Source organism: Sulfuriferula sp. AH1 (assembly GCF_002162035.1).
Taxonomy (GTDB): domain Bacteria; phylum Pseudomonadota; class Gammaproteobacteria; order Burkholderiales; family Sulfuriferulaceae; genus Sulfuriferula.
This window is the reverse complement of sequence record NZ_CP021138.1, coordinates 1,759,982-1,786,471: the sequence shown is the minus strand read 5'-3', so window position 1 is coordinate 1,786,471 and position 26,490 is coordinate 1,759,982. Positions and strand designations below refer to the sequence as shown.

The following is a 26,490-nucleotide window of genomic DNA, read 5'->3' as shown; positions in this document are numbered from 1 at the left end:
CTATCCCCCCGTGACGGGCGGAAAGAAGGCAATTTCGTCGCCCGGGTGAATTGACTGTTCCGGTGATGCCATGTCTTGATTGACTGCCACTCGTACCGGGCGCCCTGATGCCAGTTCGGATTCCCACGCGCCACCGCGAGCGCGCAGCCAGTCCGTCAGTCCTTTTACATCCTGCACAGAAACTGGCAGATTAACCTCCTCGGCTGACATGCCGAACTGCTCCCGCAGTCGTGCAAAGTACAGCAACCTTAGCATCACCATAGAACCTCCGAAAATGGAATGTAATTCACCATGTCACCATGCTCGACCACTTCCCCGGCAGGTAGGTCGACCAGACCGTCCGCCCACACGGTGGAGGTGAGCACAGCGGAACTCTGATTGGGATAGATATCCACAGCTGTTGCCCCGTCGCCTGCCGTTTTGAGATGGGCTCGCAAGAATTGGCGGCGCTTGTCTGGCTTGGTCCAGACGAAATCGGCGCGCACTTGCAAACATGTCGGCGTGACCTCCATAACATTCTGGCACCGCAAGATAAAAGGGCGCACGAATAGACAAAAGGTCACCAGCGCCGCGACAGGGTTTCCCGGCAGGCCAATGAAGAATGCGTCACCTGCTTTGCCGAAAGCCAGTGGTTTGCCTGGCTTTATGGCAATGCGCCACAGATCGAGCTTACCGACCCGCTCGACCGCTGCTTTCACGTGATCTTCCTCACCTACAGACACGCCGCCGCTGGTCACGATCAGGTCGGCTTCACGTGCTGCTCTCTTGAGCGTCTCCACCGTTGCATTCAGGTTGTCGGGAACGATACCATAATCAATTACCTCGCAGCCTAGCGTCTCTAAGAGACCGCTGAGACTAAAACGATTGGAATTGTATATCTGCCCTGGGCCTAGCGGCTCTCCCGGCATAACGATTTCGTCGCCGGTAAAAAATATGACCACCCGCAGCTTGCGATAAACCGATAGCGATGCGAGCCCCACCGATGCGGCCAACCCCATTTCTTGAGGGCGAATACGGGTTCCCTTAGCAAGAATCTCGGCGCCGATCGTGATATCCTCGCCTGCGCGCCGGATATTCATACCCGGAATCGCTTGATGGAGGATAACTATCATCTCGCCTTCCAGGATGCAATCTTCCTGCATCACCACGGCGTCAGCGCCGGGAGGAATGGGCGCGCCAGTAAAGATACGCGCGGCAGTCCCCGACTCTAGCGAAATACCCACCTTTCCTGCGGGGATGCGTTGGGAAATTCGCAAGCGGGTTGTACCGGCCGGATCGAGATCGGCGCATGCCAGCGCATAGCCATCCATCGCGCTGTTGTCGAAGGGAGGCACATCTATTGCAGACACCTGCGGCTCCGCCAGGACTCGTCCCAGCGAGGATTTCGTTTCTACTCGTTCAGTTCCGGAAATCGGCCGTGCTTGCTTGAGTAAATAGGACAACGCCTCATCCATCGATAACATGCCCGGTTTTTGGGAATAGCTAATCTCGTTCACGCAATCTCCAGATAACGCAGTATGAAGTCCGCCACGGTCTGCGGCTGATTGATGTCCAGTTGCGGCAAATTTGTCAGCAGTGGCGTGTCAGCAGCAACGGCAACGATATGGGGGTCTTCTGGAAACAGAAGTGGCTTACCTGTTGCCAATCGATGCACTTCCAGCTTCGGGATGGCTTCCCGTTTGAAACCTTCCACGAGTACAAGATCGCATGGTGCAAGGCGCGCTATATGTTGTTCCAATCCTGGCTCTGATTCGCCTCGCAATTCATGCACTAGCGCCCAGCGTCGACTAGAAGTTACCAGCACCTCAGTTACCCCAGCGGCGCGATGGCGGTAGGAGTCCTTTCCCGGTTGATCCACGTCGAAATCATGATGAGCATGCTTGATTAGGGCTATCTTCAGGCCCTTAGCTACAAAGAGCGGAATCAACTTCTCAAGCAATGTTGTCTTACCACTTCCCGAAAAACCTGCAAAACCAAAAATCAGCATATCTTTAAATATCCCTTTAAGCGTCATTTATTTATTCAAAGAAATGATTGAATCGTAAAAAAATGAATGGCATGTCTAATTAAGAATAGTCATGGGGTAGATATTCCAGAATGTCGCGTTACAGTTTGTGCACTAGCCGTAATACCTTTCACAAAAAAAGTTTATCCAAGAGGTACATAAAAAGCGGAAAAAAATAAATTAACTCATGTTATCAAGCAAAACATATGCCAGCCAGCCTGTTGTTAAAGAAACCTTAGAATATGGCTTATTTAAAAAAATAAATGCTAAAAACGTTACTTCAAAGTAACGTTTTTAGATATTAACGTTTCTTTTACGTGACACTGCAAGAGAATATTTATTCTGTAATAACCCATATTAATGGCGTGAATAGGGCTATATTGCAATATGGCATAATTTTTGCTTTGCTATAAATATTAGTGATCCATTTTCAATTTATTGTGGGAATGGAATTAGGGTAAATAAATATTTTTATATGTATATGGGGTATTTTGTAGCTTTTTGGTTTTGAATGAGCCTGCTCAAGTTGACTCGTTTTGAGCAGACTCCTGTGACAGAAGATTTAAAAGTAGCGAAAAACAGCTGTTTTAACTGTCCAGAAGCCTCGTGCAAAATCGTTGACCTCGTCTACAAGTAAATCGAGGCCTGATGCAAAAATGATAATGAAGTCGAGGTCAAATTAATGAACAAGATCAAAATGGGGGGTAGGCACATTGTAGTGGTCTTGAGCTACCTGCCCCCAATCCCATGCTGAGGTAAAGGGGGCATTCAAGTAGTTTAAGCCTGAACGTCGAGCAGCGTCAGGGTTCATATCCCTAGCGTCAAATCACCCAGATTGAGAATTTAAAAAAGGGGTAAGTGAATTGAGTCAAAATGAATTGAGTCAGAAACTGATCGACCGTTTCGGCAGGCAAATTGAATATGTGCGGATTTCAGTGACCGACCGTTGCGACCTGCGCTGTACTTATTGTATGCCAGAAGGTTTTAAAGATTTTGAGGAACCTACGCATTGGCTCAGTTTCAATGAAATTGAACGGCTGGTTCGTGTTCTCGCTCGCATGGGGGTAGCCCGCGTGCGCCTGACCGGGGGAGAACCGCTGTTGCGGCGGAATCTTCCGGAATTAGTCCGCAGACTAAACGCCTTGCCTGGCATTATGGATATCTCCCTCAGCACCAATGGGACTCAGCTCACTAAGTATGCCATCGCGCTGAAACAGGCCGGCGTATCCCGTATTAACGTGAGTCTCGATTCCCTGCGGCGCGAACGTGTTACCCGCATTGTCGGACGCGATGTGCTGGACAAAATTCTTGCAGGACTCATGGCTGGGAAGGCAGCGGGGTTCTCGCCGATTAAAATCAATATGGTTGCCATGCGAGGCGTCAATGACGACGAAATAGATGATATGGTTGCCTTTTGCATGGAACATGCGTTCATTTTGCGCCTAATTGAGACCATGCCCATGGGAGAAACAGGGCTTAACGCGGAATACTTGGATCTGCAACCCGTCAAACAGCGCCTTCAACGACAGTTCGGACTTGTGGATGGCGTGCTTCCGGGCGGTGGACCGGCACGGTACTTAAAAACGCCTGACGGCGGGTTCAATGTTGGTTTCATCACCCCCATTTCCCAGCATTTTTGCGCGGCCTGTAACCGTGTAAGGCTTTCTGTTGACGGAACGCTCTACATGTGTCTGGGGCAGGAAGACAAATACGAGTTTCGCCCGTTGCTACGTGCAGACGTGTCGGATGTAGAGATCGAACGTGCGTTCAGGGATGCGATCGAACTCAAGCCAGAGCGACACGAATTTCTAGAAATGCCGCATAAAATCGTGCGTTTTATGTCGGCGACGGGAGGGTGATTTGTCGCCTCGTAACGGTAAATTTCAATTTACGACAGGACTATAATGAATCAGTTAAATCATTTTGATGAAACCGGCCAAGCTCACATGGTTAATGTTGGGAATAAGCCGGAGACGCACCGGGTTGCACGCGCAACTGGGGCAATTCGCATGCATCCTGCAACACTCAAACTGATCCTCGAAGGTGGCAGCAAGAAAGGGGACGTATTGGGTATAGCCCGCATTGCGTCTATTCAAGCTTCAAAGCGCACCGCTGAATTAATCCCTTTGTGCCATCCGATCCAGCTTTCTCACGTCAGTGTGGAATTCACACCAGATGAAGCAAACGCAGTCATTGAGTGCGTAGTCACAGCTATTTCTCAAGGTCGAACAGGCGTAGAAATGGAGGCATTGTGCGCGGTCAGTGTGGGAATGCTCACCATTTATGATATGTGCAAGGCGGTGGATCGGGGTATGGTTATAAGCGGTATCCGTCTGATAGAGAAACAAGGCGGAAAATCAGGACAATGGCATATGAACGAGACACAGAATGTGGAAGGTATCGTTGCGGAACCTCTATGAGGTTGCAATAGTTCAGGCCTGATTTCATCCTTTTCACCGAGGAGATCGTAGTGTTGCGCATCGGAAAAATTAACATGATGAAGCTATTCAACCGTGTGATGCGTTTCGTGTTCGGCGTCATGCTGTTTTTCATCACACTCGGCATCATCATCGGTGTTGTCCGCCTGTTCGTGATCCTCGGCGATCTTGTCGTCAAGACAGATGTCATGGGTAGCTACGTACATATCATCTCCGACGTGCTCACCCTGTTCATTCTGATCGAGCTGTCCCGGTCGCTGGTGGGTTTTTTCACTGAGGAGCGGCTGCGCATGACCTTCATCGTAGACGCGAGCATCGTCTTCGTGCTGCGCGAGATCATGATCAAACTGTTCGAAGTCAAGATCACGACGGAGGAAATCTACGCCCTGAGTGTTCTCCTGTTCGTGTTGGGGGCGCTGCGCATTGGCTCCGTGCTGGTTTTTCAACGGGAGAAGATGATACATACGGAAACGCGGGGGCCGTCCCTCGACGGCGACTGACACAACGCATGTTACGTGATGACGATATGTCCGTGCAAATCGTCATCATGGCTTACAAATAACCAAACGTAGCAACCGAGGACAAGGCCCGGGGCGAGCTGGGTTGGCAAACGAGCAAACGTCTTACCCTCATCTGCACTTACACGTATTCGGCGGTGGTAAGATGCCGCACTTAATTTAACCAAGGAGATAATCATGGGCAGCTTTAGCATTTGGCATTGGCTGATCGTTCTGGCAATTGTGCTGGTTGTGTTTGGCACCAAAAAACTGCGCAACATCGGCGGTGATGTGGGCGGCGCAATCAAGAGCTTTAAAGACTCCATGAAGGAAGGCGAGCAGGACAAGATTGACGACGCCAAGAATATCCATACAATTGAAGGTGCAGTCAAAGAGCAATCCAAGGTGTGAGCACGATTTGCGCAGGCTGAACCATGTTTGATATTGGATTTTCCGAGCTGGTGGTGATCGGCGTGGTGGCGCTGATTGTGATCGGTCCGGAGCGTTTGCCCAAGGTCGCGCGTACAGCGGGGCATTTGCTCGGACGTTTGCAACGCTATGTATCCAACATTAAATCCGACATTAGCCGGGAAGTGGAACTGGACGAGCTGAAGAAAGCCGGCGAGCAATTCAAGCAGAGCCTGGAACAAACGGAAAACAAGATCACCGAGGAAGTCACTGGCACACAGCCTGCCCTGCAGGCGATGACGCAGACTGAAAGTGCGCCGCAGCCAGATACTATTGTGCATAACCCGGCTGTAGTAGAAACGCACTTCATCGATTCGCCTCAGGCCGAGTTGGCGCTGGAACCTGTCAGTATGCCCCAGCCCCACGTCACGCCTGAATCAAACAAACCCCGAGCATGAGCACGCCCGGTCCGCAGGAAACCTTCATCTCCCATCTGATCGAATTGCGTGACCGCTTGCTGCGTTCGGTCATTGTCGTGATTGTGATATTCCTTGGCCTATTTCACTTCCCACTGGCTTGCCAGCCGTTATGGTGTTGAATCCAGTACGCCAATTTCTTTGCGTCGTTTGCCATGCTCGCTCCCGGTGATGAAATGCGAGCGAGTGTAGTGAATGAGGGAATGGACCTCTAGGTGGGGCGGCTGGACGGTTACCACGCAACATGTTGATGAGGGGGCAACTTACGAAAGGGTATAAATCGTACGCTAAGAGAACCGTCTGGCCACCTTCGAGGCAGCTATTTTCAGGCCTCGAAGAGGTACAGAAGGTGGTAAGCCAATTACGCTGAAATCGCCCTGTATCGATGCTTGCCGGATCGATGCGCGAACCCGCTGGTGTGCTGGTTGTGGGCGACCGTGGAGGAATCAAATCATGACGAAAAATGACTCCATACTGTCAACACGCATTACTCGCTCAACAAATGCTCGGACAGCATCTTGATGCCTACGTTTCGCGTAATGCTGAACAGGCGCTGATCATCCGCCAACAGGACGATGCGATTGACGAACTACATACTGCGCTATTCAAAAAAATTCTCGTACGCATGACCGCAGACCAGGCGCATGTGGTCGGCTTCGTCCATCTTCTTTTCTGCGCCAAGAATATCGAACGCGTTGGCGACCACGCCGCCAATATCGCCGAAGCCGCATACCTTGCTGCAACCGGGGCGCTACCCGCTGATGAGCGCGTAACACATGATGGCAGCAGCATGATTCCAACCGACGTCGGATCCCAAGATCATTCCTGAAAACGGGTTATGCTGGATCTACTCCGTAGATTTGATGATGCACAGCAGAAAACTCATGAGCAAGGCAGCCATCATAAACAGCAGCCGCTCATCGAAAGACACCACGCGGCGCGCCATTGCGGACAGCGACGCGCTGATTTCATCAACCGATCTCGTGAACTTGGCAAAGACCACAATATGGGAGTCACGTATCTGGCTGGCAACGGACTCGATCAATTCAATGCGATTGTGAAGGATAAATTCCCCGTGGCGTCCACGTGGATCCCGAGATAATCCCACATAAGTGGACCGAGAGTTCGTGAAATTTCTTCACTGCGTGCGTCGCCGGGGACATGAGCCGTTCGCAGCGATGCCGAGGTAAAGCACCATACCGCTCGACGCAAGTAGACTTGCGATCACGAGACCGAGACGCTGGACTGCGCTGGCGAAGGCGTTCTGGGCCTCAGGGTCGGCGAGGCCAAGCCTTCCTATCCCTTTTAATTCCTGGATGAGTGCTGCAAGTCGTGTCTGGGCAAACCACGGGAAGAAGTGGCCGATGGCAAGGTGGGCGTGCCCAGCGAAGAACAAGAGCCAGTGGAGCACCAGCACCGCGAGCAGTGCCACCCCTAGATTTTCGTGGGCCTCGAATGCGAAGGCCTGGACCGCATCCAGTGTTCTTCTAGGCTTGGACGCTTTCATCACTAGATTCAGCACGAGTGACGCTGAGATCCCTGCCGCGAGCAACAGGTGCAGGATGCGGATGGGTCGGCTGTATTCATTGGCTAGTTCAGCAGTTCAAGCAAGGCTCAGGCGCAACGCCAGCGCGGCCAGGGTGACGAGCAGGACCGGCACGGTCAGCACGATACCCACCTTGAAGTAATAACCCCAGGAAATCCGGATGTTTTTGCGTGCCAGCACGTGCAGCCAAAGCAGCGTGGCCAAGCTACCGATGGGGGTAAATTTCGGGCCCAAGTCGCTGCCGATGACGTTGGCGTAGATCATCGCCTGGCGCACGGCACCTTCGGCATGGCTGGCATCAATGGACAGCGCGCCGACCAGCACTGTCGGCATGTTGTTCATGATCGCGGACAGGAACGCAATCAGCAGTCCGGTTCCTATCGTCGCTCCCCATACGCCATAGTCGGCGAAATGGTTCAGCACCTCGGCGAGATAATCGGTCAGCCCCTCGTTGCGCAGGCCATAGACCACCAGGTACATGCCGAGTGAAAAAATCACGATCTGCCAAGGCGCTTCTTTGAGCACCTTGCGGGTGGAGATCACGTGGCCGCGCGCCGCCACACCCAACAGAATCAGCGCCCCGGTCACTGCCACAGCGCTGATCGGCACACCGACATGTTCCAGTCCGAAAAAGCCAACCAGCAGCAGCGCCAATACCCACCAACCGGCCTTGAAGGTGGCGCTGTCAAGAATCGCTTCACGCGGAGTTTTCAGTTGCATAACATCATAGTTTTTCGGAATGTCGCGGCGAAAGAACCACATCAGTATCGCCAGGGTGGCAGCGACGGCGACGATGTTGACCGGCACCATGATGGCGGCGTACTCGGTGAAGCCAATCTTGAAGAAATCGGCCGAGACGATGTTGACCAGGTTGGAGACGACCAGTGGCAGGCTGGCGGTATCCGCAATAAAGCCGGCCGCCACCACAAAGGCCAGCGTCGCCGCCGGACTGAACCTGAGCGCCAGCAGCATGGCAATCACGATGGGTGTGAGAATCAGCGCCGCGCCGTCGTTGGCGAACAGTGCCGCCACGGCCGCCCCCAACAACATGAGAAAGGCGAACAGCCTGCGCCCGTTACCGTTACCCCAGCGTGCCACATGCAGTGCCGCCCACTCAAAAAAACCGGCTTCGTCAAGCAGCAGGCTGATGATGATGACGGCGATGAAGGTGAGGGTGGCATTCCAGACGATACCCCAAACCGTTGGAATATCACCCAGATGCACCACGCCGGTTAGCAGTGCCAGTGCGGCGCCCAGCAGGGCACTCCAGCCAACACCCAAACCTTTCGGCTGCCAGATGACCAGTACGATGGTGGCGATAAAAATTAAAAAAGCGGTCAACATTAGCTCAGTCCTCGCTCATGGGGTTGAAGGTATCCGCGTTGCTGGCCAGTCGCTTGATCAAATCGAAGCGCGAGATGATGCCGATCAGCCGCTCGTTTTCGATGACGGGCAAAGACTTGATGTTGTGATCCGCCAGCAGACGGGCGGCCATAATGACATTGCTGTCGGGCGCCACCGTCAGAACATCCCGCGTCATGACCTGCTCAGCCGTGCGGCCCTCCGCCTTGTCCGGCTCCGCCGGCGTGCGCCGACGAAACATGGAGCGGTAAAAGTTCTCTTTCCATAGCGATTCGCGCGGCTCAAGCCGTTCATCGGCCGCGCGATGTACCAAATCCCCCTCGGTCACGATACCGAGCAGGCATCCCTCGGTATCAGCGACCGGAACGCCGTTGATGTGGTGCTCAATCAAAATACGGGCGATTTCTGCCACAGCCGTCTCCGGCGCGATTTGTACGGGGTTCGGGGTCATCAGGTCGCGGACTTTCATGGTGTGCTCCTTCCTAAAATTTGTGGGTCGATAGGCGGTGAACTACTTGCCACTTCGTTTTTCATCACGCTCGTCCAGGCCTGCGCTCCCATCTGCACCGCGTCCCACGGGCTGCCGAAGGGTGGTGTATAGCTGAGATCGAGATCGTTCAAGTCTTCGACGCCCATGCCGTGGAACAGTGCCGTTGCGAACACGTCGATGCGTTTCGACACCTCCGAGCGCCAGTGGCCGAGGATCTGCGCGCCCAGGAGCCGGCCAGTCCGGCGATCACCGGTCACCCGGACGCGGAGCTTCTGCGCTCCAGGGTAGTAGGCCTTGTGATCCCAGGTTTCAGTCTCGATGGTGACGGGATCAAAGTCGGCCGTGCGCGCCTCGGCTTCGCGCAAGCCCGTCCGTGCGATCGCCAACTCGAACACTTTCACGGTTTGGGTGCCGACCGAGCCCGCGAACAGACGCTCCCCGCCTACCGCGTTCTCGCCGGCCACACGGCCCTGTTTGTGCGCGGTCGTCCCGAGTGGCAGGTACGCTGGCCGCTGGAGTATCCGATGCCAGGTCTCGGCGCAGTCGCCGGCGGCCCAAATGCCGGGTAGCGTGGTTTCCATGCGCTGCGTGACGCGGATGGCGCCAGAGGGCCCCAGCGCAATCCCCGCAGCGGCGGCAAGGGTGGTATCGGGTCGCGCGCCGGTGGCAACCAGCACCAGATCGGCAGAGGCGGTAAATCCGCCCGAACCCGATACCGTGAGACCACGCCGGTTATCGGCGACTTCGATTCGTTCCACGGTGCAACCGACCACGACGCGCACGCCATGCCGTGACAGCTCCTCCCCGATCAGCCTACCGAACGACGGATCGACGCTTGGGAACACGGGATCGGTATGGCTTACGAGTGTGACATCGATCCCTCGATGCCGCAGCGCGTCGGCCATCTCCACGCCGATGTAGCCAGCGCCAATAATGATGGCCGAGCGTGTCTCGCCGCCCATGAGACGGCTATGGACAGCGAAGCCATCTCCCATGGTGTGCAGGAGATAAACGCCGGGGAGATCGAGCCCGGGCAACGCTTTGGGACGGACTGGGACGGCACCGGTCGCGATGACCAGGTGGTCATAGCGCAACGTCTCCACACTGCCGTTCGCCCTGCGCACGACATCGACCGTCTTGGCCGCTGGATGAACCGATACGGCCCGATGGTTCGTCAGGATTTCGATGCCGTCGAACGCGGTGCGATGGGCGAGTTGCCGATGATCCGGCGTCTCGCCGCTGAGGTAAAAGGGCAGCCCGCAGATGCTGTAATTCGGGTACTCGTCGGCCAGTAGAACCGATACCTCGGCTTGGGGATCGAGCTCGTGAGCCCGCAGCGCCGCGCTGATGCCCGCATCGCTGCCGCCGATGACGAGCAGACGCGTCATAGCGCCACCTTTCGAGGTTTCGTGCCGCCAAGGCCGAACCCGTTCCGCGGCTCGACCAAGGCTAGCAAGGGTTCGATGCCAATCGGTTCTTCCGCCTGCATCGGCACCAGGGCGGCGCGTTTGGCGTAGCGGGTGCGAACCGCCTCGATCTGGGTCAACTCAAACGTGGCACGCTGTTTCAGCAAGGGTGACGAGGTTGGTGCGGCGGACAGGCTGTTGTTGATCAGCCAGGCCCACGGCTTGATGCCGGCGCGGCGCAGGTCTTCCTGTAAATTGGCTGCTTCCAGCACCGGCGTGGTTTCCGCCAAGGTCACAATCATCACCTTAGTGCGCGCCGGGTCCTGCAACTGCATCATTGGCGTGGTGTAATGCACATGCGGATTGATGATATGGCGGGTCACTTCGCGGTGATAGGCCCCGGTGGCATCAAGCAGCAGCAGGGTATGCCCGGTCGGCGCTGTGTCCATCACCACAAATTTTTTGCCAGCCTCACTAATGATGCGCGAGAACGCCTGAAACACCGCGATTTCTTCGGTGCAGGGCGAGCGCAAGTCTTCTTCCAGCATGGCACGGCCTTCGGCATCGAGATCCTTGCCTTTGGTGACCAGCACATGCTGGCGATAGCGTTCGGTCTCCGCCTGGGGGTCGATGCGGCTGACTTCCAGGTTGTCCAGCGAACCAGCCAGCGTGTCGGTCAGGTGTGCGGCCGGATCGGAGGTTGTCAGATGCACGGGCAGGCCGCGTTCGGCCAGCGCCACCGCCACTGCAGCCGCCAGGGTGGTTTTGCCGACCCCGCCCTTGCCCATCATCATGATCAAGCCATGGCCCGTTTCAGCGATCTCATCAACCAGCGTCGACAACGGCGGAAGGTCAACGGGTTTGGCAGGCGCATCGGCGACGACGGGCGCGGCCTCGTCTCGATCGGAGAACAGGCTGCTCAGCGCCTCGACACCGACCAGGTTGAATGCCTTGAGCGGCAGTTGATCGAGGGGCAGGTCGCGCAGCACGGCGGGCATATTGGCGATGGCCGCCTGTTCACGGCGATGAATGGCAGCGGCCAGCGCGTCGTGAACGACTTCGCTTTCCGGCAACACACCGTTGATGACCAAGTTCTGCCTGGACAGGCCGATGGCGGCCAGTTCCTCGTGCGTGCGTGCGACCTCGTCCAGCGTGGTTTTCTGCGCGCGGGCGACCAATATCAGGCGCGTGCGCTCAGGATCGGACAGTGCCTTGACCGCTTCAGCGTAACGCTGGCGTTGCTTTTCAAGTCCTGCCAGCGGGCCAAGACACGAAGCACCTTCCGGATTCTTTTCGATGAAACCGCTCCACGCGCCCGGCAGTTGCAACAGACGGATGGTATGACCGGTCGGCGCCGTGTCGAAGATGATGTGCTCGTAGTCGGCAATCAGTGTCGCATCGGTCAGCAACGCGGTGAACTCGTCGAAGGCCGCGATTTCGGTGGTGCAGGCTCCGGAGAGCTGTTCTTCGATGCCTTTGACCACGTCGTCCGGCAGAGCGCCGCGCACCGGGCCAACGATGCGTTCGCGGTACTGCTGCGCCGCCTGCTGTGGGTCGATTTCCATGGCTGATAGCCCCGCTACGGTGGAAATTGCGGTGATTTTGTTGCCGATTTCCTGGCTGAATACCTGACCGACGTTGGACGCCGGATCAGTGCTGACCAGCAGTATTTTCTTGCCCTGTCGTGCCAGATGAATGGCGCTGGCGCAGGACAGCGACGTTTTACCAACACCGCCCTTGCCAGTAAAAAACAGGAAAGCGGGAGGGTTTTGTAGAAAAAGCATGATGAAGTCCTTTTAAATAATGAACCAATGATGAACGGGTCAGCAGGCACGGCTGCCGCCACCGCAGCAGCCGCCAGACGATTGGGCCGGTGCCGCGGACGACGTTTCCGGCGCGATACTCAGCCAGCGGGCGAGCTCGGCGCGCTGCGGATAGCGGCCCGCCAATGCAACCTCCCCATCGACGAGAATCAAGGGCAGCGCCTCCTGGCCGGAACGGTCCAGGAAGCCCTTGACAACGACGTTGTTGACGAAGGCCATCGGTTGCTGCCCGAGGTTAAAGCGTTCGATACGTGCGCCTTGTTGCTTGGCCCAATCCACATCGGCGGCAAAGGTCACCAATTGCTGATCGACATCCACACCGCACACGCCGGTGCCGCAACACATGGCTGGATCAAATATTTCGATCTTTTTCATTACAATACTCCTAAGAAAGTTGAAATGTCGCTCAATAAAAAAGGCCATACCTCACGACTAAGATATCGCCTCGCAAGCTTCGCCCCTTAGGACATCAGCGAGCCGATGCGTTCAAGTTCCGCCTTGAGAGCGGCGGGGTCTTTACGCAAACTGTCCAATGGTAATGCCAGCAGGGCTTCAATCCGCGTGCGCAAGACGCGGTAGGCGTGCACGAAGGCCGCATTTATTTCTTCTTCGGATCCGGTCGCCTTGGCTGGGTCATCGACGCCCCAGTGTGCGCGCAGCACCGGCCCAAGATACGCGGGGCAAGTCTCGCCGGCGGCGCTGGCGCAGACTGTAATCACGATATCCGGGGTTTCCGGCAAGTTGTCCCAGGATTTGCTGGATAGCCCCCCAGTTGGAATACCTTCGCGTTTCAACAAGGCCAGCGAGCGCGGATGCACTTGGCCGGTCGGCTGGCTGCCCGCGCTCATGGCGTGCCAGCCCTCGGATGTCAAGTGGTTGAAGGTGGCTTCGGCCAGGATCGAGCGGCAGGAGTTGCCGGTGCACAAAAACAGGATATTCACGATGTCAGTTCTCTTGTGGGGTTGAAGAAAGGGGAGGAAGCGCGCTCTCTGAACAAAGCGATGCGGCACGAAGGCTCACACACTGTTCGGGATGACCGGCGCAACACTCTTCGGTCAGATAGGCGATCAGGTCGAGCATCAGCGGGATGTTGGCCCGATAGCGTTGGAAACGACCTTCCTGCTCGACCGAAAGCAGGCCTGCCTGCGTCATTGCTTTGAGGTGAAACGAGGTGTTGTTCGGCGGTAGATCGAGTGCCGAGGCAATCTGCCCTGAGACCATACCTTCCAAGCCTCGCTTGACCAGCAGGCGGTAGATGTCGAGCCGGATGCCAGAGGACAGGGACTCGAAGATTTGAGTGGCGGTTTGCTGTTTCATGATTCAATCATACAACTAAGATTGAAATAAAGTCAAGAAAGAGATGTCCCATTCAAATCTCCTTGTTGGCGAACGGCAGGATGTAGTGCCACATCACCTGTCATTGCTCGGCACCGATAGCATAGGCGCTTTCCTTGATCTCCTGAGGAATCGAGCGAACCGCTTCGCGGGTCGCCACGATCACCACGGGCAGGATCAGCAATGCCAGCACCATGCCGGCAACGAGGATCGACTGGCCGAGACCGTAGATGAAAAAGCCGAGCGCCAAGGGCCCGTAGACGATCGACGGGATGCCCGCGAGGTTGCTGACACTGATCTCAATGAGGGCGGTTACCCAGTTCTTCGGCGCGTACTCCTCGAGATAAAGCCCGGCAGCGACATCGAGCGGGATCGCCAACACCGCGGTCACCAGCATGACCAGTGACGTGCCGACCCAGGCCGAGAGCATGCCGGCTTCCGACGGTTTGCGCGACGGGAAATTCGTGAAAAAATCGTAGTCGATGCGACCGAGCCCGTCCGCCGCCAAGTCGGCGAGTAGCGTGAACAGCAAGCCGAGAGCGATGATAAAGGCGATCACACCGCCGGCGGCGAATACGATGTCGATCCTCCGATTGCGCCCGATGGCGCGCCGGACATCGTCGTCAACGAACGGGGCGACGTTGAACAACAGCGTGATCACGAACAGCGCCAGACCGACCGCGAAGATGCTCTGGTATTTGATGCTGCCGTGCGGCAGGTCGCCCAGGCTCATCTGCACGATGTAGGCGGTGATGGTCGCGACGTCTTCGAGCGGGTTGGCCGTAAGGTTCGGGTTCTGGCCCGCGGTAATGGCGAGGACCATGGTTTCCTCGATGCCCCGCGACATGCCCAAAAGGTAGGCGGCGATGATGCCGGAGAGCGTTCCGGGCACAACCACGCGCAGGGCAACCTGCCAGCGTGTCATCCCGAGCGCGTAGCCGCCCTCTCTCAGCGATGCCAGTACGGCACGCATCACGTCCTCGCTGATGGACACGACGGTAGGCAGAATCATGATGCCGAGCACGATGCCGAGCACATGCCCGGCACCAGCAGGTTGAGACCTCCCAATTTGGGGATCAGGGTTTTAAACAGCGGCGTGAGGAAAAGCACTCCATCAGGGAGTAAAACCAGACGCAAACTTCCCGAAAATAACTATAAACCTTGTAGGTACCTCCAATGTCAAGCGCGATAAGGCCAATTATTCCCGAATCTTGCTGTCAGTGAGGTAACCCGGGAAAACTGGCACCTCCACTCTGGTAAAGACGGTAGAATGCGAACCGTTAGGGATCATATGAACAGGCTCATTATTTGTAATAGTCGCTCGACGCGCTTTTCCTGGGATACCTGCGGCTCATATCGTTCGAGCGCACCGATAATCGCCGACCTGCAGGTTCTGCGCCGCTGCACGAAGGCAAGCCCTTGTTCATTTAGCCCCTCGATCCCGATTTCCCTGCTCAGTCTCAGTGCCAACGCCTTGATGCGTCGCTCTATGGCTGTGCGCGTTACCCCATGGTGCGTCCACGTCCCGCCTTTCCCCCTGTTTCCGAATGCTCAGTCAGCCGCTTAAGAGAACGTGACCGAGGTCAGCCGGATATGGCATCTCAGATTCCATAAATACAACTGCTAAGCCGTCGTCATGCTGCCCAAGACTATTCCGATGTCCGAACTCGACAAGATTCGCGTCGCACCTGAGCTATGTGGGCTTCGCCGAATTTTAGCGCAAGTCCCCGCGTGTATTTTTCCGCACAGTCACCCACACATAAAACATCGGCAGATAAAACAGGCTCAAGAAGGTGCCGATCAACAGACCACCGATGGCGGCATCAGCCAGTGGTGACAAGCGCTCCAAACCAATAGCACGTTGCATGGCGATCGGCACCATGCCGGCGATGGTCGCAAACGCAGTCATTAGAATGGGGCGATAGCGCAGGCGGATCGAACCTTCGGCAGCACTATAGGCATCCTGTCCTTCGCGCGTGCGCGCCTGAATGAAGTCCACCATCAGGATCGAGTTCTTGATGATGATGGAAAACAGCAGGACGATGCCGAGAATGGCAGGCAACGCCATGGCCTTGCCAAAGGCGAGCAGCCCCCAGATTGCGCCAATCGCCGACAGTGGCAGGATGAGGATGGACAGCACCGCCAGCCCGACACTGCGATAGGCTGGCACCAGCACGCCGAACAGCACCATCATGCCCATTCCCAACCCCAGCACCATCAGTTTGCTCGACTCCTGCGCGCTGGCGAAGTCGCCATAATCCGCAACACTGACACCGGGCGGCAATACTTTGACTACCGCTGCCATCGCATCGGTACTCAGAAAGCTGACCGGCCTGTTGTTACGGAAGCCATATAGATCCAGGCTGTAGCGAATGCCGTCTGTAGTAAGCACGGCGGTGCTCGACTGCAACACCAGATGCGCCACCTCGGCGAGCGTCGTGTCGTGTCCATCGGCCAGATGAATGGGCAGATTCATCAGCGCCTGCGCATTGCTGCGATAGGGCGTGTCGAAATACAGACGCACCGGAATGCTACTCATGCTCGGCAAGCGGCTGAACGCGGCCACCGGCAAGCCTTTCAACGGTAGTTGCGCAGTAAACTGATCGGGTGTCAGACCCAGTGTGCGCAGCTTGGCGTCGTCGAGTACCAGCACCGCTTCCTCGCTGTTGCGGTCCCAAGTGGAGGAGATGGAGGTCAAACCAGGCACGCTGAGCATGGCCGCGCGCGCCTTGTCCGCTGCTGCGGGCAGTAATTGCCAGTCCTCTGCACTGAGGCGAATATCCACTGGCGCCTTGATACTTGACAGCGCAGTGGCACCGGAGTCGTAGGTATCATTGGTCACCACGCCAGGAATCGCAGCAATCTGTTGGCGTAGCGCGGCCTCGATCTGCCAGCTGGTCTGCTTGCGCTGCAAACGATCGACATAAGTCAGGGTGTAGATCACCTCAGCCGGTAATTGACCCGAGCCGAGCGAGAGCACGCCGGGCTCCGAGCCGTATGCCGCATCCCAACGCACCAATTGCGGGTTTTGATCGAGCCTGTGCTCGAATGCCATGAGGCGTGCCTCAGCCTCGTGCACGGTGACGTTGCCACCAAACTTGACGTGTACCCGTACGATGCCGGTATCCATCGGCGGCAGCGCCTCGCGGCCAATCAACGGCAGTACGGTGAGCGCGCTGAACACCAGCAAGAGAGGCGCCGGCAGCAAGAAAATCACGCGCCGCAGGGTACGTCCGCCAAAGGCGAAGCGTAGCAACCCGGTGTAGAGCGTTGCTCCCGATCCTATGTAGCGTTGATATCCGCGTTCGATGACCTGTTCCCAGCGCGCTTTGGGGGGCAGGCCGTTGCGGTACCAGAACAGGGAAATGCGCGGAATCAGCGTAACTGCCAGGAAATACGACACGAACACAGCAATCAGCACTGGATACACCAGATGACTGAACACCTGCTGCGGAAAGCCGCCAACCAGCATCAGCGGTGCGATCACCACGGCAGTGGCAATCGTACCGATGAATACAGGAAACAGCACTTCCTGGGTGCCGGTGCGGATGGCAGTCTGTACATCCTCGTGCAACTCGCCCAGATGGCGCTCGATATTTTCCAGCACCACCACGGCATCATCCACCAGCATTCCCAGCGCCAGAATGATGCCGGTCATGACCAGCACGTTGAGCTCCTTGCCGGTGAGCCAGAGCACCGCCAGCGTGAGCAGGAATACCAGCGGAATACTGAATAGCGCAGTGGCTACCGCACGCCAGTTAGCGAGGAACAGCAGCATCACCAGCGCGACAAATATCACCGCGTCGCGCAGGGCGTCGATCATGTTGCTGTTGGAGGTCTCAATCAGCGGCTCCTGGGTATCGGCGACGCTGAACTGGATGTTGGGAAAGCGCGCCTCCAGAGATGGCAGAATGTGTTGGGCAGCGTCAATGGCGGACTGCACACTGCCGCCGGGCGCGCGCTGGATGGCAACCGCAATCGCCGCGCCCGCCTTGCTGTGGAAAGCAGAAAAACGCTCAGCCGAAGTCAGGCTAACGCCGGCCACGTCGCCCAGTGTCAGCCCGCTACTCAGCGGCAGTGCGCGTAGCGTATCCACACTGACCCGTTCGCCATACACCGTCAGGGTATGAAAAGCGCCGCCACCTTGCGCAACCCCCACTGGGTAATCGCGGTCAATGCGGGCAATCAGGCCCTGCAGCGTGGCCGCATCGATATGGTAACGAGCCAGCTTCATTGGATCGAAATCCACCCGCACCGCAGGCTGATGGCCGCCGAAGATCTCCACATTGGCAATATTGGGCTGGGTGAGAAAAGCGGTGCGGATATCGTTCTCGGCCAGCAACCGCACCTGCTCCGGCATCAGCCCGCTGCCCGCCTTGGGTGTCAATGCCAGTGTGAGCACCGGGTTGATGAAAGCGCCCACCGCATATTCGCTTGATGCGCTGGCCTCCGGTGGCATCGCTGCACGCGCCTGGGTCAGCGCGTTGCTCACATCCAGCAGGGCACTGTCCAGTCCCTTGTTGTACTCAAACTCGGCGGTGACTATCGACACCTCGTTCTTGTTGATACTCTGCACATCACGTACACCCGACAGCGTATAGAGCTGCTGTTCGATCGGCCGCGTCACGCGCTGCGCCACGGTCAGCGCCGCCGCCCCCGGCAACTGGGTGATCACCGTCACCGAGGGCCGGTCAACATCCGGATACATGTTGCGCGGCATGTTCAGATAGCCGATCACTCCGAGCAGCGAGCTGATCAGCAAAATCACGCCCAGCAGCAACGGGCGCTTGTAGAAGAACTCGAACATGGATCAGCTTCTCCCGGCGATGCGATAGGGTGTGCCGCCCGCCAGGCGAGTGAGCACGTCGGGACTGGCGCAAGCAATCTGCGCACCGACCAGTCCCGCCGGCTGTGCTGCCGCGCCCTCGATACCACTGGCTAATAACTCCACGCGCTGCGCATGCGCCGGGCCACGGCCATCGACTGGTAGACGGATCACCGAGGCATAGTGACCATCATTGCTCAACATGCATTGCCCCGGCAGGAATACGCCAGCGCCAGAAAAAGTGAGCAGATCAACCGCGACTTTGGCGCCCGGCATCAGCCCGTCCACGCGCGCCTCCCAGCGCCGCTGCCCTTGCGCGGTGGCCTCAGGCCAAGGGCGCACCGGATAATCACGACCACCCAGCCGCAGCGCAACCAGTGAGGCGCTGTCGGCCGTATCCACCAGCACACGCTGCTGACCAAGCGCGACGATACGCAACAGCGGTCGGCCAGGCGTGGCTAGATCGCCGGGCTGTACCAGACGCGCCGCGACCACGCCATCGAATGGCGCACGCATCGCGGCATATGCCAGATTCGCCTGCGCAGCAATTTCAGCGGACCTGGCCGCTGCTTTTACCTTGTCATACCCATCCAGCGCAGCTTGCGCGCCTTGTAGCCGTGCTTGTGCCGCTGCCGTAGTTGCCTGTTCCGACTGCAATACCTGTAATGCAATACCCTGAATTTTGTATAGCGCTTGCGCCCGTTCCAGCCGCTGCTGTGCGGCGTTGGTGTCAGCCTGGGCAGCCGCGAGTGCACTTTGCAGTATGCCGGCATCAAGCTCGACCCTCGCCAGATCAGATTGGCTCTTGAGCAGGCTGGCGTGCGCGTCTGCCGTGTCAATTTCGACCAGTACCTCGCCGCGCTTAAAGCTTGCTGCCTCAAACAGCGGCATACGCTTCACATAGCCGGAAACCCGGCTGGCGAGCACCGCTTGCTGCACCGCCTGCACGTCTGCCACCGCAGGACGGGTGAGGCGCACATCACTCAACGCCAAGGTGCTGGCATCAATCACACTCGCCCAGTTTTGCGGACGCTTGGCCGTAGCCAATGATTTGTGCTGGCTGCGTACCAGCATCACCCCGCCCAGCACCAGAACGGCCACCACCGCGCCCGTAATCCATAGCGTTTTTTTATTCATTGTTTTGTGTCCCATGCTTGTATGTAGATGCCCGGGGCAGTTCCTTGCAGCACCTGGATTGACGACCAGGCCAGTGCCGCCTGCGCCTCGGCATCCGCCAATTGAAATTGCGCATCCAGGCGGTCGCGCTCCTGGCGCAACAAATCTTCCATCGTACTAGCACCTAGGCGCCATTTTTCACGCTCAATCGTCACCACCTGGGTGCGGTGTTCGACTTCGGTGGTAAGCGCCTGGGCGTTTGCCAGCGCCGCCTGATAACCTGCTTCCAGCGCGGTGATTTGTGCCACGCTGTCGTTCTGTGCCGCCCGCACCTGATCGGCCGCGGCCTGGGCACGCGCAGCTGCCGCCGACTCGCTGCGAAAAGCTGCTGCATCCAGCGGCAGCGTCATGTTGACGCCAACGGACCATGCATCACGATTCACATCAGCGCCGCTGTATTGCGCATACTGCGCATTAACGGCAAAGGCAGGCAGCAGACTGCGCTTGGCATTATCGGCCGCCGCGTCAGCTGCTTTTGATTGGACACGCGCGAACGCAACCGGCAAACTCGCCTGCGCCTCTGCCTGGAGCAGGTGCGGGATGACCATCGCCGCCGCCAATGCAGCTGTGCTGGTGCCGGCGGCGGCCTGCAACGAAGCCAATGCCGCCCGCCGATTACCATCTAGCACGGTTTGCTGCGCATTCAGCCGCGCCAGATCGCTTTGCACCAGGCTCAGATCAAGCCCAGCCGCACTGCCGAGCTTGACCTCAGCACGTATGCGCCTGGCGTTGGCGTCCATCTGGTGCTTCTGGGTAGCCAACGCGGCTACCTGCTGCGCCAGCGCCTGCAGCCGCACATAGACAGACAAGGTCTGGTGCAGCCGCAGTAGGATTTCCTGGCGTGCCAAAAGCTCGGCTGATTGCCGACCTGCGCGTGCCTGGGCACGCTCGGCAGCAATCACGCCAAACACATCCACCGGCAAAGTATAAGTAACCCCGTACTGATTGATGTCCTGCGCTACAGGGACTGGAAGCAGCGTGACACCAGGGGTGAAAATACCCACTACACGCGCATCCTCAAAACGCGTCCGGCTTGCAAACAAACTTGCATGGCCGAAATAGCGCAAGTCAGCCGCACCCACGTCATGACGCGCCGCCCCTGCTTGCCCAGTTCGCGCCGCAATAGACGGGTTATCCAGGGTGCGCTGCAGAAGATCGGTCAACTCGCTCGCTCCAGACGTACTGGTGAGACCAAAACCCAGCAACCCCGCCGCCAGCAGCGCATGCAGCTGAGAGAACCTGTGCATCGGATCGCCCTTCATGCTGTCTTTACGCTGGAGGCATTCACCGCAAAAACTGAATCGCTTTCTCGATGCACTTGTTTTTCTGCTTCGGTAAAATAGTTGGAATCGCCGTGTACCATTACAAGATTGGCGCTCTGCTGGTCGTCGTTCTATCGGACACGATCCAGTACCTTTCGCAGCGCGATCGGCGACAGCGCGCCCTGGATCACCATGGCTTCACCGGATTTCGCATGAAACAGCATGGTGGGCACAACCGGGATCCCAACCTGATTCAGGAGTGCCTCATTCGCGCGCAAGCGCGCCTCGGTGCCGCCGGTCGGTATATCTTCGGCAATGCTGCCTGCGTATGACCCCGTGTTGTAATGCGCTTCGTTGTAATCGAGCGCAGCCTTTGGGTCCTTTGCTTGCATGATCGCCGCCGCCTTGCCGAGACTCGTAGCATCCAACATAGCCACAGGAATCCACCGCAGTTGCAGGCCGTAGGGCACAATCAAGGGTTGCAAGTTCTTGTACAGCAGCGGGCAGTATGTACAGTTTGGATCGAAGAAGACGTACAGTTCATGGCGCCCTTGACCCTGCGTAATCCACGTTGCCTTCGGTGCAGCGGCAAGTGCGGTTTCGATGCGGGATTTTTGTTTGTCGTTGGTAGCCAAAGCCGCTCCGCTGTCGGTGAGGCCGAACCACAGGCCGAGCATCAAGAGGCTTGTCACCATCTGTTTTATATTTAATCGCATGGAAAGTTTCCTCAATATAATCGCCTAATCGCCAGCCGAATGTGCTCTTTGTCCAAACCTACCTGGCATCAAACCGCAGTTTCCTTCTCGACCTTATGGCCGCCAATATCGATAACCTTTCATTTGCAGGCTTACCATCTCCGGTGCCCCGGCGGGTACAAATTCTACTTCGATAGGAAAGTCGGCGTCGGAAAATCCATGACCGCGCATGCTTATGCGACACGCCTTGAAACGGACTCCCTCGCGTGACAGGGCCGCGACCAGCGTTGCGGTGTCATTGTTGTCAGAAAGCAGAGAAGCGATGCCTGATTCATAAGCGACTACTTCAATTTTTACCTTCTGCGGGCCAAGGTCTTGCATGACTTTTTGAATTTGCAAAAACGCCCGGCGCTGTGCATCTGAGTCGTCCGCGGTCATTTGCATGACAAACGGAATGGGGCCAGTATCGGCAGCTTGAGCATGCAAGCTCACACCAAGCGAAACAAACAGTACTAGACAGAAACGTAACAAAACAAGCATGGTTTACTCCAGTTTAATAATCATTACGCGTCCGAAGCTGTGCGCTATGCTGCCAACTCTGGAATAATGTAAAAATAGGCATTGAGCATGTACAAGCCCGACAAAATAAGCAGCAGCGCCCCGATAATTTCAAATATTCGTTGTGAATGCCTGAGGGATTTCAAGCTTTCCAGCCAACCGATTGCCCATGCGCCGAGGATGATGGGCACTGAACGCCCCAGGGCAAACGCCAGCAGCAAGGTTGCGCCAAACAGCGGAGAACCAATCCCCGTCGCGACGCCCAGCAAGATGACGAGAGCGGGCGTGCAAAAGGGGCATATCGCCACCGAAAATGGAATCCCCAATGCAAACGCTCCCCAGCCACTCGTGGCACGCTTGGCCCGGAAGGTGATGGCAGGAAGGGGGAGCTTGATCCATCCTGGCCACATCAAACCCAGCACGATCAGCAGAGGACCCAGTACCAGGCCCCACTCACGCCCCATGAGCTTTTGCACCCATAGTCCGCCGAACCCGGCGATGAATCCCATGAGCGCATGCGTTACGATCAGGCCGAGAATGAACATGCCACCAAACAGGACGGCTTTTTTTGTCTCATGCGCCTTGGTGACGTAGGCGAGCGACACAGGGATCGCCGCCAGCGCGACCGGGTTGAAGCTGAAGATGAACCCCGCCGTGAAACCCACGCCGAGCGAGGCCAAGCTGGCCTGTTCCAGCGTGCTGCGCAATGTTTCTAAATCCATATCAAACTCCTGTTTTCCAAATCAGAAACGCACTGCCCCATAACAACAAGGTGGTGACGTAAGGGCTCAGGTTGGCGGCTTTGCTGAGAAAGGCCCGATGTGCCGCATCGAGTTCGTGCGTGCTATCCCAGAGCGTGGGCAGCGTGAACATGACTGCAAACACCAGCCCTGCCAACACTGCGGCGTCGGGTCGTTGCGTTAACGCGGACAGGATGCCGACGATGAGCACCAGCGGCAGCGTGCAGGCCGGTAAGGTCAGGCCCAGCTTGAATCCCTGAGACAAGTCATCATGCCGGGGAAGCAGGCGGTAAAACTCGAGATGCGGAACGGGCAGATAAATCTTGCGGGTGATCAGATAGATAAGGCCAATCACGCTGAGCATCAGCATCGCCGTATTTGCAGAAATCTCTGCCAATCCGATCGCGGCAGCGGCGCTAAATACCACCACCAGCAACAGTGCCCGGGACAGCGTAAGCTGAACCAGCGCCAGCCATCGCTGCTTCACCGAATCGTGACTGGCGCGTACCGCAAACAAGGTGTGCGTGGCAATGGTGCAAGGCTCGAAAAATGACAAAAAACCCAACACCGCGGCGGTAATTAACAATATCATACTCATCGTACCCTCCTATCATTCGTTCGGCTGTTAAGGGCTAAGCAATGTAGCGCTTGTTCATACCAGCCGTTTGCTGAGTTCCGTTCGCAATTTGTCGGAGCTGGGTAGCGACGAAAACACCAGCTTGCCATCAATCGCGATCGCGGGCGACGACATCACTCCCAGCTCCACGGCATAATCCATTTCCTCCAGAATGTTCACGTCGCGCCAAGTGATCCTGCCTTGTCCCATTTCTTCTACAATGGTCTTAAGCATACTTTTGGCCTGGGTGCACTTGCCGCAGCCCGGTGATGAAAATACTTCCACTTTAATCATTTCGATCTCCTTTCGATTGTTTCTCCATGCTGCTCTCCAGCGCCGCGAGAATCGGGCATTCCTGCAGCGGCTTGGTTTCATCATCGCAAATCATGATGAGCTCGCTGAGCGCCTGCGACATGACCCGTAGCGCTTTTATCTTGTGTTCCAGATGCAATTTTTTCCCGATGGCAACACTGCGCACGTCCTTGCAACAGGCGGCATCGCTACGCTTCAAAGCCAACAACTCACGGATTTCCGCCAAGCTGAAACCACAATGCTGCGCTTGTTTGATAAAACGCAGGCGCCGAATAGCCGCGTCATCGTACAATCGGTATCCGGCGTCGGTTTTCCTGGCCGGCGCAAGCAATCCTTCCTTCTCGTAGTAGCGGATGGTATCGGTTGTCACGTCAACGCGTAGCGCAAGCTTTCCTATCGTAAGCACGGTTCTCTCCTCCATCATTTTCACATTGTAGACCTTGGAGTTAAGACCAATGTCAAGGAGAAAGATTGCTGGCTAAACATCAAAAAAATCTACCAGTGTGAGATCAGTGACTCGACGCCTCAAAGCAGACCCCAGATCGAAGCCGGGCTCCGCAGCCAATGCCAACTCACAGGCTTCGCCAAAGCTACAGCCGTCTGCGAGCGTACTCAGAAAATACCATTCGCCCGAAGTCAGGACATTGAGCTCCATTACGCGCCCGGAGCGTTTTACCAGCAACCTAACCTCGCCTATGGCCAGATCCACCGTTTGATCACCGCTGTAGCCAGGTTGATTAACCTCCCAGATACGATGTATGGGAAAAAGGGATGCCATCAATCTCGTCGCCGGATGCAGCCTGAATTTCAGATCGCCATATCGCTCGGGTGGGAGCGCCTGCAATTGTTCAAGCGGTAACGGTCCATGATCAGCCCCATGGAACACCTCGTGGCATGCCCATTCCAGATGCGCCACGTCGGGCAAATAGCTTAGCTCGGCGGCAGGTGGAAAATTGGCCAGAAATCCAGCGAACTGCCGGCCATAATGATGCAGGTTACCGCTTTGCGACGGGTAGTGAGAAATATATTCCGCCGCGGCAAATTTGAAAAAGCCTTCCCCGACCAACTGCTGAACCACGGGGTAAACCGCCTGTAACGTCTCGGTGAGCCGACCGAACACATTGTTGCGATAGATGGCGAGGCGGCGCCCGCTGCTTAATCCGTCCACGGCCACCTCTTGCGCGAAGTCGCTTGCCTCTTGGCCGAATATGGCTTCTGCAAAACCGAGTTGCAGTTCACGCAGGGAGCGCACGGTTTTCCTCCAGAATGACATCAGCCTTACGCGCTTCTTCCAGCAGCACCGTAAGTTCGGGGATATCGGTATCCCACTCGATCAGTGTTGGGACGTTGCCGAAGCGCTTTAGCGCTTCCCGGTAAATCACCCAGACCGCATCACAAACCGGTTTGCCGTGGGTGTCGATAAGGCAGTCTCCGTTACTATCGAACCCTGCCAGGTGGATTTCCTGCACCGCCTCTACCGGAATCGCCTGGAAATAGACGAGAGGGTCGAACGAGCAGTTGACGGCATTGACGTAGATGTTGTTGACGTCCAGCAGAATGCCGCAGCCGGTTGCCTGCGCCACTGCGGCGACGAATTCCCATTCCGGAATGGTCGACTGCGCAAATTGCAGATAGCTGGACACGTTCTCAATCAAAATTTGCCGGCCCAGGAAATCCTGCGTCCGGCAAATCTGCTCGCACATGTGACGCAGTGCCTCTTCCGTGTAGGGCAGGGGTAGCAAATCGTTCAGGTAGTGCCCGCCGACCGAACCCCAACACAAGTGCTCCGAAACCAATCCCGGCTGATAGCGCGCGATCAGCGCCTTGAGCTTGCCCAAATGCGCGTAGTCCAGCGCGTCCGTCGAACCGAGCGACAAACCCACGCCGTGTAGACTGAGGGGATATCGGGCGCGGAGTTGTTCGAGAAAGTAATGGGGTTGGCCGCCGGCACCAAAGTAGTTTTCGCTGTGCACCTCCAGCCAACCGATACTGGGCCGAGTTTCCAGCACATCCAGGTAATGCTGCGCGCGCAGCCCAATTCCTGCCCGTGCGGGAATTTCGCCTACAAGGAAACAGCCACTTACCATTTTCACTTCTTACTCAGCGTCCCGTCCACTATTTTTTTGCAAGTTCCAACGGGTACATAAAGGTAATCGTCCTTGTCACCGTCTTTTTGGACTTGCCCGGCACATGAATGTTTTCTGGTAGCACAATCATTCATACCAGCTTTGGCGATTCCGTAACATTCTTCCATGCCTTTTGGTGCACCCGCCACAGCTTGTTCAGTGGTGGCGGTTACCCCCACCGTAAACAAACCCGCGATCGCGGACCGCAAAATAATATCTTTCTTCATGATGTCTCCTATGTAGATTAACGGTGTCATAACGAATGGCTCATTGCATCGAATCTCTGGCAATTCCACTCCGTCAGAGAGTAAAACCAGACGCAAATTTTTACAAAAAAATAATTATAAACCTTGGAGGTAGCTCTAATGTCAAGCACGATAAGGCCAGTCATTCC

At 56.6% G+C, this 26,490-nt stretch carries 31 protein-coding genes and 2 pseudogenes; 8 read left to right on the top strand and 25 right to left on the bottom strand.

Features of this window, described 5'->3' with window-relative positions; genetic code table 11:
* From moaD to mobB, 3 genes are read right to left on the bottom strand one after another with little or no spacing between them, the layout of a single operon-like run.
* Entirely contained in the window at window positions 1–255 is a 255-nt protein-coding gene (gene moaD, locus CAP31_RS09115; protein WP_087448339.1) for a molybdopterin converting factor subunit 1, read from the bottom strand.
* Window positions 255–1,496 (bottom strand): gephyrin-like molybdotransferase Glp, encoded by a 1,242-nt coding sequence (gene glp / locus CAP31_RS09110; protein ID WP_369802389.1) that lies wholly within the window; start codon window positions 1,494–1,496, stop codon window positions 255–257. The genes moaD and glp overlap by 1 nt, the downstream gene beginning before the upstream one ends.
* On the bottom strand, window positions 1,493–1,987 hold the full coding sequence (gene mobB, locus CAP31_RS09105; protein ID WP_087448337.1) for a molybdopterin-guanine dinucleotide biosynthesis protein B: 495 nt from the start codon (window positions 1,985–1,987) through the stop codon (window positions 1,493–1,495). The genes glp and mobB overlap by 4 nt, the downstream gene beginning before the upstream one ends.
* 881 nt (window positions 1,988–2,868) lie before the next feature.
* On the opposite strand from mobB, the gene moaA reads away from it, so the two are divergent.
* From moaA to CAP31_RS09070, 8 genes and pseudogenes are all read left to right on the top strand, one after another.
* Window positions 2,869–3,864: a GTP 3',8-cyclase MoaA gene (moaA, locus tag CAP31_RS09100; RefSeq protein WP_223247230.1), complete on the top strand. Its 996-nt coding sequence runs from the start codon at window positions 2,869–2,871 to the stop codon at window positions 3,862–3,864.
* Between the two features lie 45 nt (window positions 3,865–3,909).
* Complete coding sequence (gene moaC, locus CAP31_RS09095; RefSeq protein WP_087447246.1) at window positions 3,910–4,425, top strand: cyclic pyranopterin monophosphate synthase MoaC; 516 nt, start codon at window positions 3,910–3,912, stop codon at window positions 4,423–4,425.
* 74 nt (window positions 4,426–4,499) lie between these two features.
* A complete protein-coding gene (locus CAP31_RS09090) occupies window positions 4,500–4,943 on the top strand; it encodes a phosphate-starvation-inducible PsiE family protein (RefSeq protein WP_157662723.1) in 444 nt (147 codons plus the stop codon).
* 195 nt (window positions 4,944–5,138) lie between these two features.
* Window positions 5,139–5,351, top strand: a complete 213-nt coding sequence (tatA, locus tag CAP31_RS09085; RefSeq protein WP_087447244.1) for a Sec-independent protein translocase subunit TatA — start codon at window positions 5,139–5,141, stop codon at window positions 5,349–5,351.
* A 23-nt stretch (window positions 5,352–5,374) separates the two neighbouring features.
* On the top strand, window positions 5,375–5,806 hold the full coding sequence (gene tatB / locus CAP31_RS09080; protein ID WP_087447243.1) for a Sec-independent protein translocase protein TatB: 432 nt from the start codon (window positions 5,375–5,377) through the stop codon (window positions 5,804–5,806).
* Window positions 5,803–5,916: pseudogene (locus CAP31_RS14830) on the top strand (Sec-independent protein translocase subunit TatC); the annotation flags it as partial. The gene tatB and the pseudogene CAP31_RS14830, both read left to right, overlap by 4 nt.
* Window positions 5,917–6,124: 208 nt before the next feature.
* Window positions 6,125–6,346: a DUF1289 domain-containing protein gene (locus CAP31_RS15310; RefSeq protein ID WP_087448335.1), complete on the top strand. Its 222-nt coding sequence runs from the start codon at window positions 6,125–6,127 to the stop codon at window positions 6,344–6,346.
* A complete protein-coding gene (locus CAP31_RS09070) occupies window positions 6,288–6,653 on the top strand; it encodes a PhoU domain-containing protein (protein WP_087447242.1) in 366 nt (121 codons plus the stop codon). Before CAP31_RS15310 ends, CAP31_RS09070 begins: the two co-directional genes overlap by 59 nt.
* 18 nt (window positions 6,654–6,671) lie before the next feature.
* Here the strand turns inward: CAP31_RS09070 and CAP31_RS09065 are convergent, their stop codons facing one another.
* The 22 genes and pseudogenes from CAP31_RS09065 to CAP31_RS08955 form a co-directional block, all read right to left on the bottom strand.
* Window positions 6,672–6,869 carry a hypothetical protein gene (locus CAP31_RS09065; protein ID WP_087447241.1) on the bottom strand — a complete coding sequence of 66 codons (198 nt, stop codon included), beginning with the start codon at window positions 6,867–6,869 and terminating at the stop codon, window positions 6,672–6,674.
* A gap of 93 nt (window positions 6,870–6,962) precedes the next feature.
* Window positions 6,963–7,394 (bottom strand): hypothetical protein, encoded by a 432-nt coding sequence (locus CAP31_RS09060; RefSeq protein ID WP_087447240.1) that lies wholly within the window; start codon window positions 7,392–7,394, stop codon window positions 6,963–6,965.
* 33 nt (window positions 7,395–7,427) lie between these two features.
* Window positions 7,428–8,714: an arsenic transporter gene (locus tag CAP31_RS09055; protein WP_087447239.1), complete on the bottom strand. Its 1,287-nt coding sequence runs from the start codon at window positions 8,712–8,714 to the stop codon at window positions 7,428–7,430.
* A 4-nt stretch (window positions 8,715–8,718) separates the two neighbouring features.
* On the bottom strand, window positions 8,719–9,201 hold the full coding sequence (locus tag CAP31_RS09050; protein WP_087447238.1) for a CBS domain-containing protein: 483 nt from the start codon (window positions 9,199–9,201) through the stop codon (window positions 8,719–8,721).
* The gene (locus CAP31_RS09045) at window positions 9,198–10,610 is read right to left on the bottom strand and encodes an FAD-dependent oxidoreductase (protein WP_087447237.1); all 1,413 of its coding nucleotides are present in this window, start codon (window positions 10,608–10,610) and stop codon (window positions 9,198–9,200) included. Before CAP31_RS09045 ends, CAP31_RS09050 begins: the two co-directional genes overlap by 4 nt.
* The gene (gene arsA / locus CAP31_RS09040) at window positions 10,607–12,412 is read right to left on the bottom strand and encodes an arsenical pump-driving ATPase (RefSeq protein WP_157662720.1); all 1,806 of its coding nucleotides are present in this window, start codon (window positions 12,410–12,412) and stop codon (window positions 10,607–10,609) included. The genes CAP31_RS09045 and arsA overlap by 4 nt, the downstream gene beginning before the upstream one ends.
* Window positions 12,413–12,451: 39 nt before the next feature.
* The gene (gene arsD / locus CAP31_RS09035; RefSeq protein WP_087447235.1) at window positions 12,452–12,826 is read right to left on the bottom strand and encodes an arsenite efflux transporter metallochaperone ArsD; all 375 of its coding nucleotides are present in this window, start codon (window positions 12,824–12,826) and stop codon (window positions 12,452–12,454) included.
* Between the two features lie 86 nt (window positions 12,827–12,912).
* Window positions 12,913–13,392, bottom strand: a complete 480-nt coding sequence (locus CAP31_RS09030) for an arsenate reductase ArsC (protein WP_087447234.1) — start codon at window positions 13,390–13,392, stop codon at window positions 12,913–12,915.
* A 4-nt stretch (window positions 13,393–13,396) separates the two neighbouring features.
* Window positions 13,397–13,768 (bottom strand): helix-turn-helix transcriptional regulator, encoded by a 372-nt coding sequence (locus CAP31_RS09025; RefSeq protein WP_087447233.1) that lies wholly within the window; start codon window positions 13,766–13,768, stop codon window positions 13,397–13,399.
* Window positions 13,769–13,877: 109 nt separating this feature from the next.
* Window positions 13,878–14,435 (bottom strand): annotated as a pseudogene (locus tag CAP31_RS15305) (PstA family ABC transporter permease); the annotation flags it as partial.
* A gap of 1,065 nt (window positions 14,436–15,500) precedes the next feature.
* Window positions 15,501–18,593 carry an efflux RND transporter permease subunit gene (locus CAP31_RS09010; RefSeq protein WP_087447230.1) on the bottom strand — a complete coding sequence of 1,031 codons (3,093 nt, stop codon included), beginning with the start codon at window positions 18,591–18,593 and terminating at the stop codon, window positions 15,501–15,503.
* Between the two features lie 3 nt (window positions 18,594–18,596).
* A complete protein-coding gene (locus CAP31_RS09005) occupies window positions 18,597–19,748 on the bottom strand; it encodes an efflux RND transporter periplasmic adaptor subunit (protein WP_087447229.1) in 1,152 nt (383 codons plus the stop codon).
* Window positions 19,745–21,034 (bottom strand): TolC family protein, encoded by a 1,290-nt coding sequence (locus CAP31_RS09000; RefSeq protein ID WP_189836606.1) that lies wholly within the window; start codon window positions 21,032–21,034, stop codon window positions 19,745–19,747. The genes CAP31_RS09005 and CAP31_RS09000 overlap by 4 nt, the downstream gene beginning before the upstream one ends.
* A 146-nt stretch (window positions 21,035–21,180) precedes the next feature.
* A complete protein-coding gene (locus tag CAP31_RS08995) occupies window positions 21,181–21,765 on the bottom strand; it encodes a thioredoxin fold domain-containing protein (protein ID WP_087447227.1) in 585 nt (194 codons plus the stop codon).
* A gap of 93 nt (window positions 21,766–21,858) precedes the next feature.
* The gene (locus CAP31_RS08990; protein ID WP_087447226.1) at window positions 21,859–22,284 is read right to left on the bottom strand and encodes a DsrE family protein; all 426 of its coding nucleotides are present in this window, start codon (window positions 22,282–22,284) and stop codon (window positions 21,859–21,861) included.
* A gap of 44 nt (window positions 22,285–22,328) precedes the next feature.
* The gene (locus CAP31_RS08985) at window positions 22,329–23,024 is read right to left on the bottom strand and encodes a cytochrome c biogenesis CcdA family protein (protein ID WP_087447225.1); all 696 of its coding nucleotides are present in this window, start codon (window positions 23,022–23,024) and stop codon (window positions 22,329–22,331) included.
* A gap of 1 nt (window position 23,025) precedes the next feature.
* On the bottom strand, window positions 23,026–23,640 hold the full coding sequence (locus CAP31_RS08980) for a hypothetical protein (protein WP_087447224.1): 615 nt from the start codon (window positions 23,638–23,640) through the stop codon (window positions 23,026–23,028).
* A gap of 54 nt (window positions 23,641–23,694) precedes the next feature.
* Window positions 23,695–23,952 carry a thioredoxin family protein gene (locus CAP31_RS08975; protein WP_087447223.1) on the bottom strand — a complete coding sequence of 86 codons (258 nt, stop codon included), beginning with the start codon at window positions 23,950–23,952 and terminating at the stop codon, window positions 23,695–23,697.
* Complete coding sequence (locus CAP31_RS08970) at window positions 23,945–24,376, bottom strand: heavy metal-responsive transcriptional regulator (RefSeq protein WP_087448334.1); 432 nt, start codon at window positions 24,374–24,376, stop codon at window positions 23,945–23,947. Before CAP31_RS08970 ends, CAP31_RS08975 begins: the two co-directional genes overlap by 8 nt.
* A 72-nt stretch (window positions 24,377–24,448) precedes the next feature.
* The gene (locus tag CAP31_RS08965) at window positions 24,449–25,222 is read right to left on the bottom strand and encodes a DUF2063 domain-containing protein (RefSeq protein ID WP_157662719.1); all 774 of its coding nucleotides are present in this window, start codon (window positions 25,220–25,222) and stop codon (window positions 24,449–24,451) included.
* Window positions 25,206–26,057, bottom strand: a complete 852-nt coding sequence (locus CAP31_RS08960; RefSeq protein ID WP_087447221.1) for a DUF692 domain-containing protein — start codon at window positions 26,055–26,057, stop codon at window positions 25,206–25,208. The genes CAP31_RS08965 and CAP31_RS08960 overlap by 17 nt, the downstream gene beginning before the upstream one ends.
* 2 nt (window positions 26,058–26,059) lie before the next feature.
* The gene (locus CAP31_RS08955; RefSeq protein WP_087448333.1) at window positions 26,060–26,323 is read right to left on the bottom strand and encodes a DUF2282 domain-containing protein; all 264 of its coding nucleotides are present in this window, start codon (window positions 26,321–26,323) and stop codon (window positions 26,060–26,062) included.
* Window positions 26,324–26,490 lie beyond the last annotated feature (167 nt).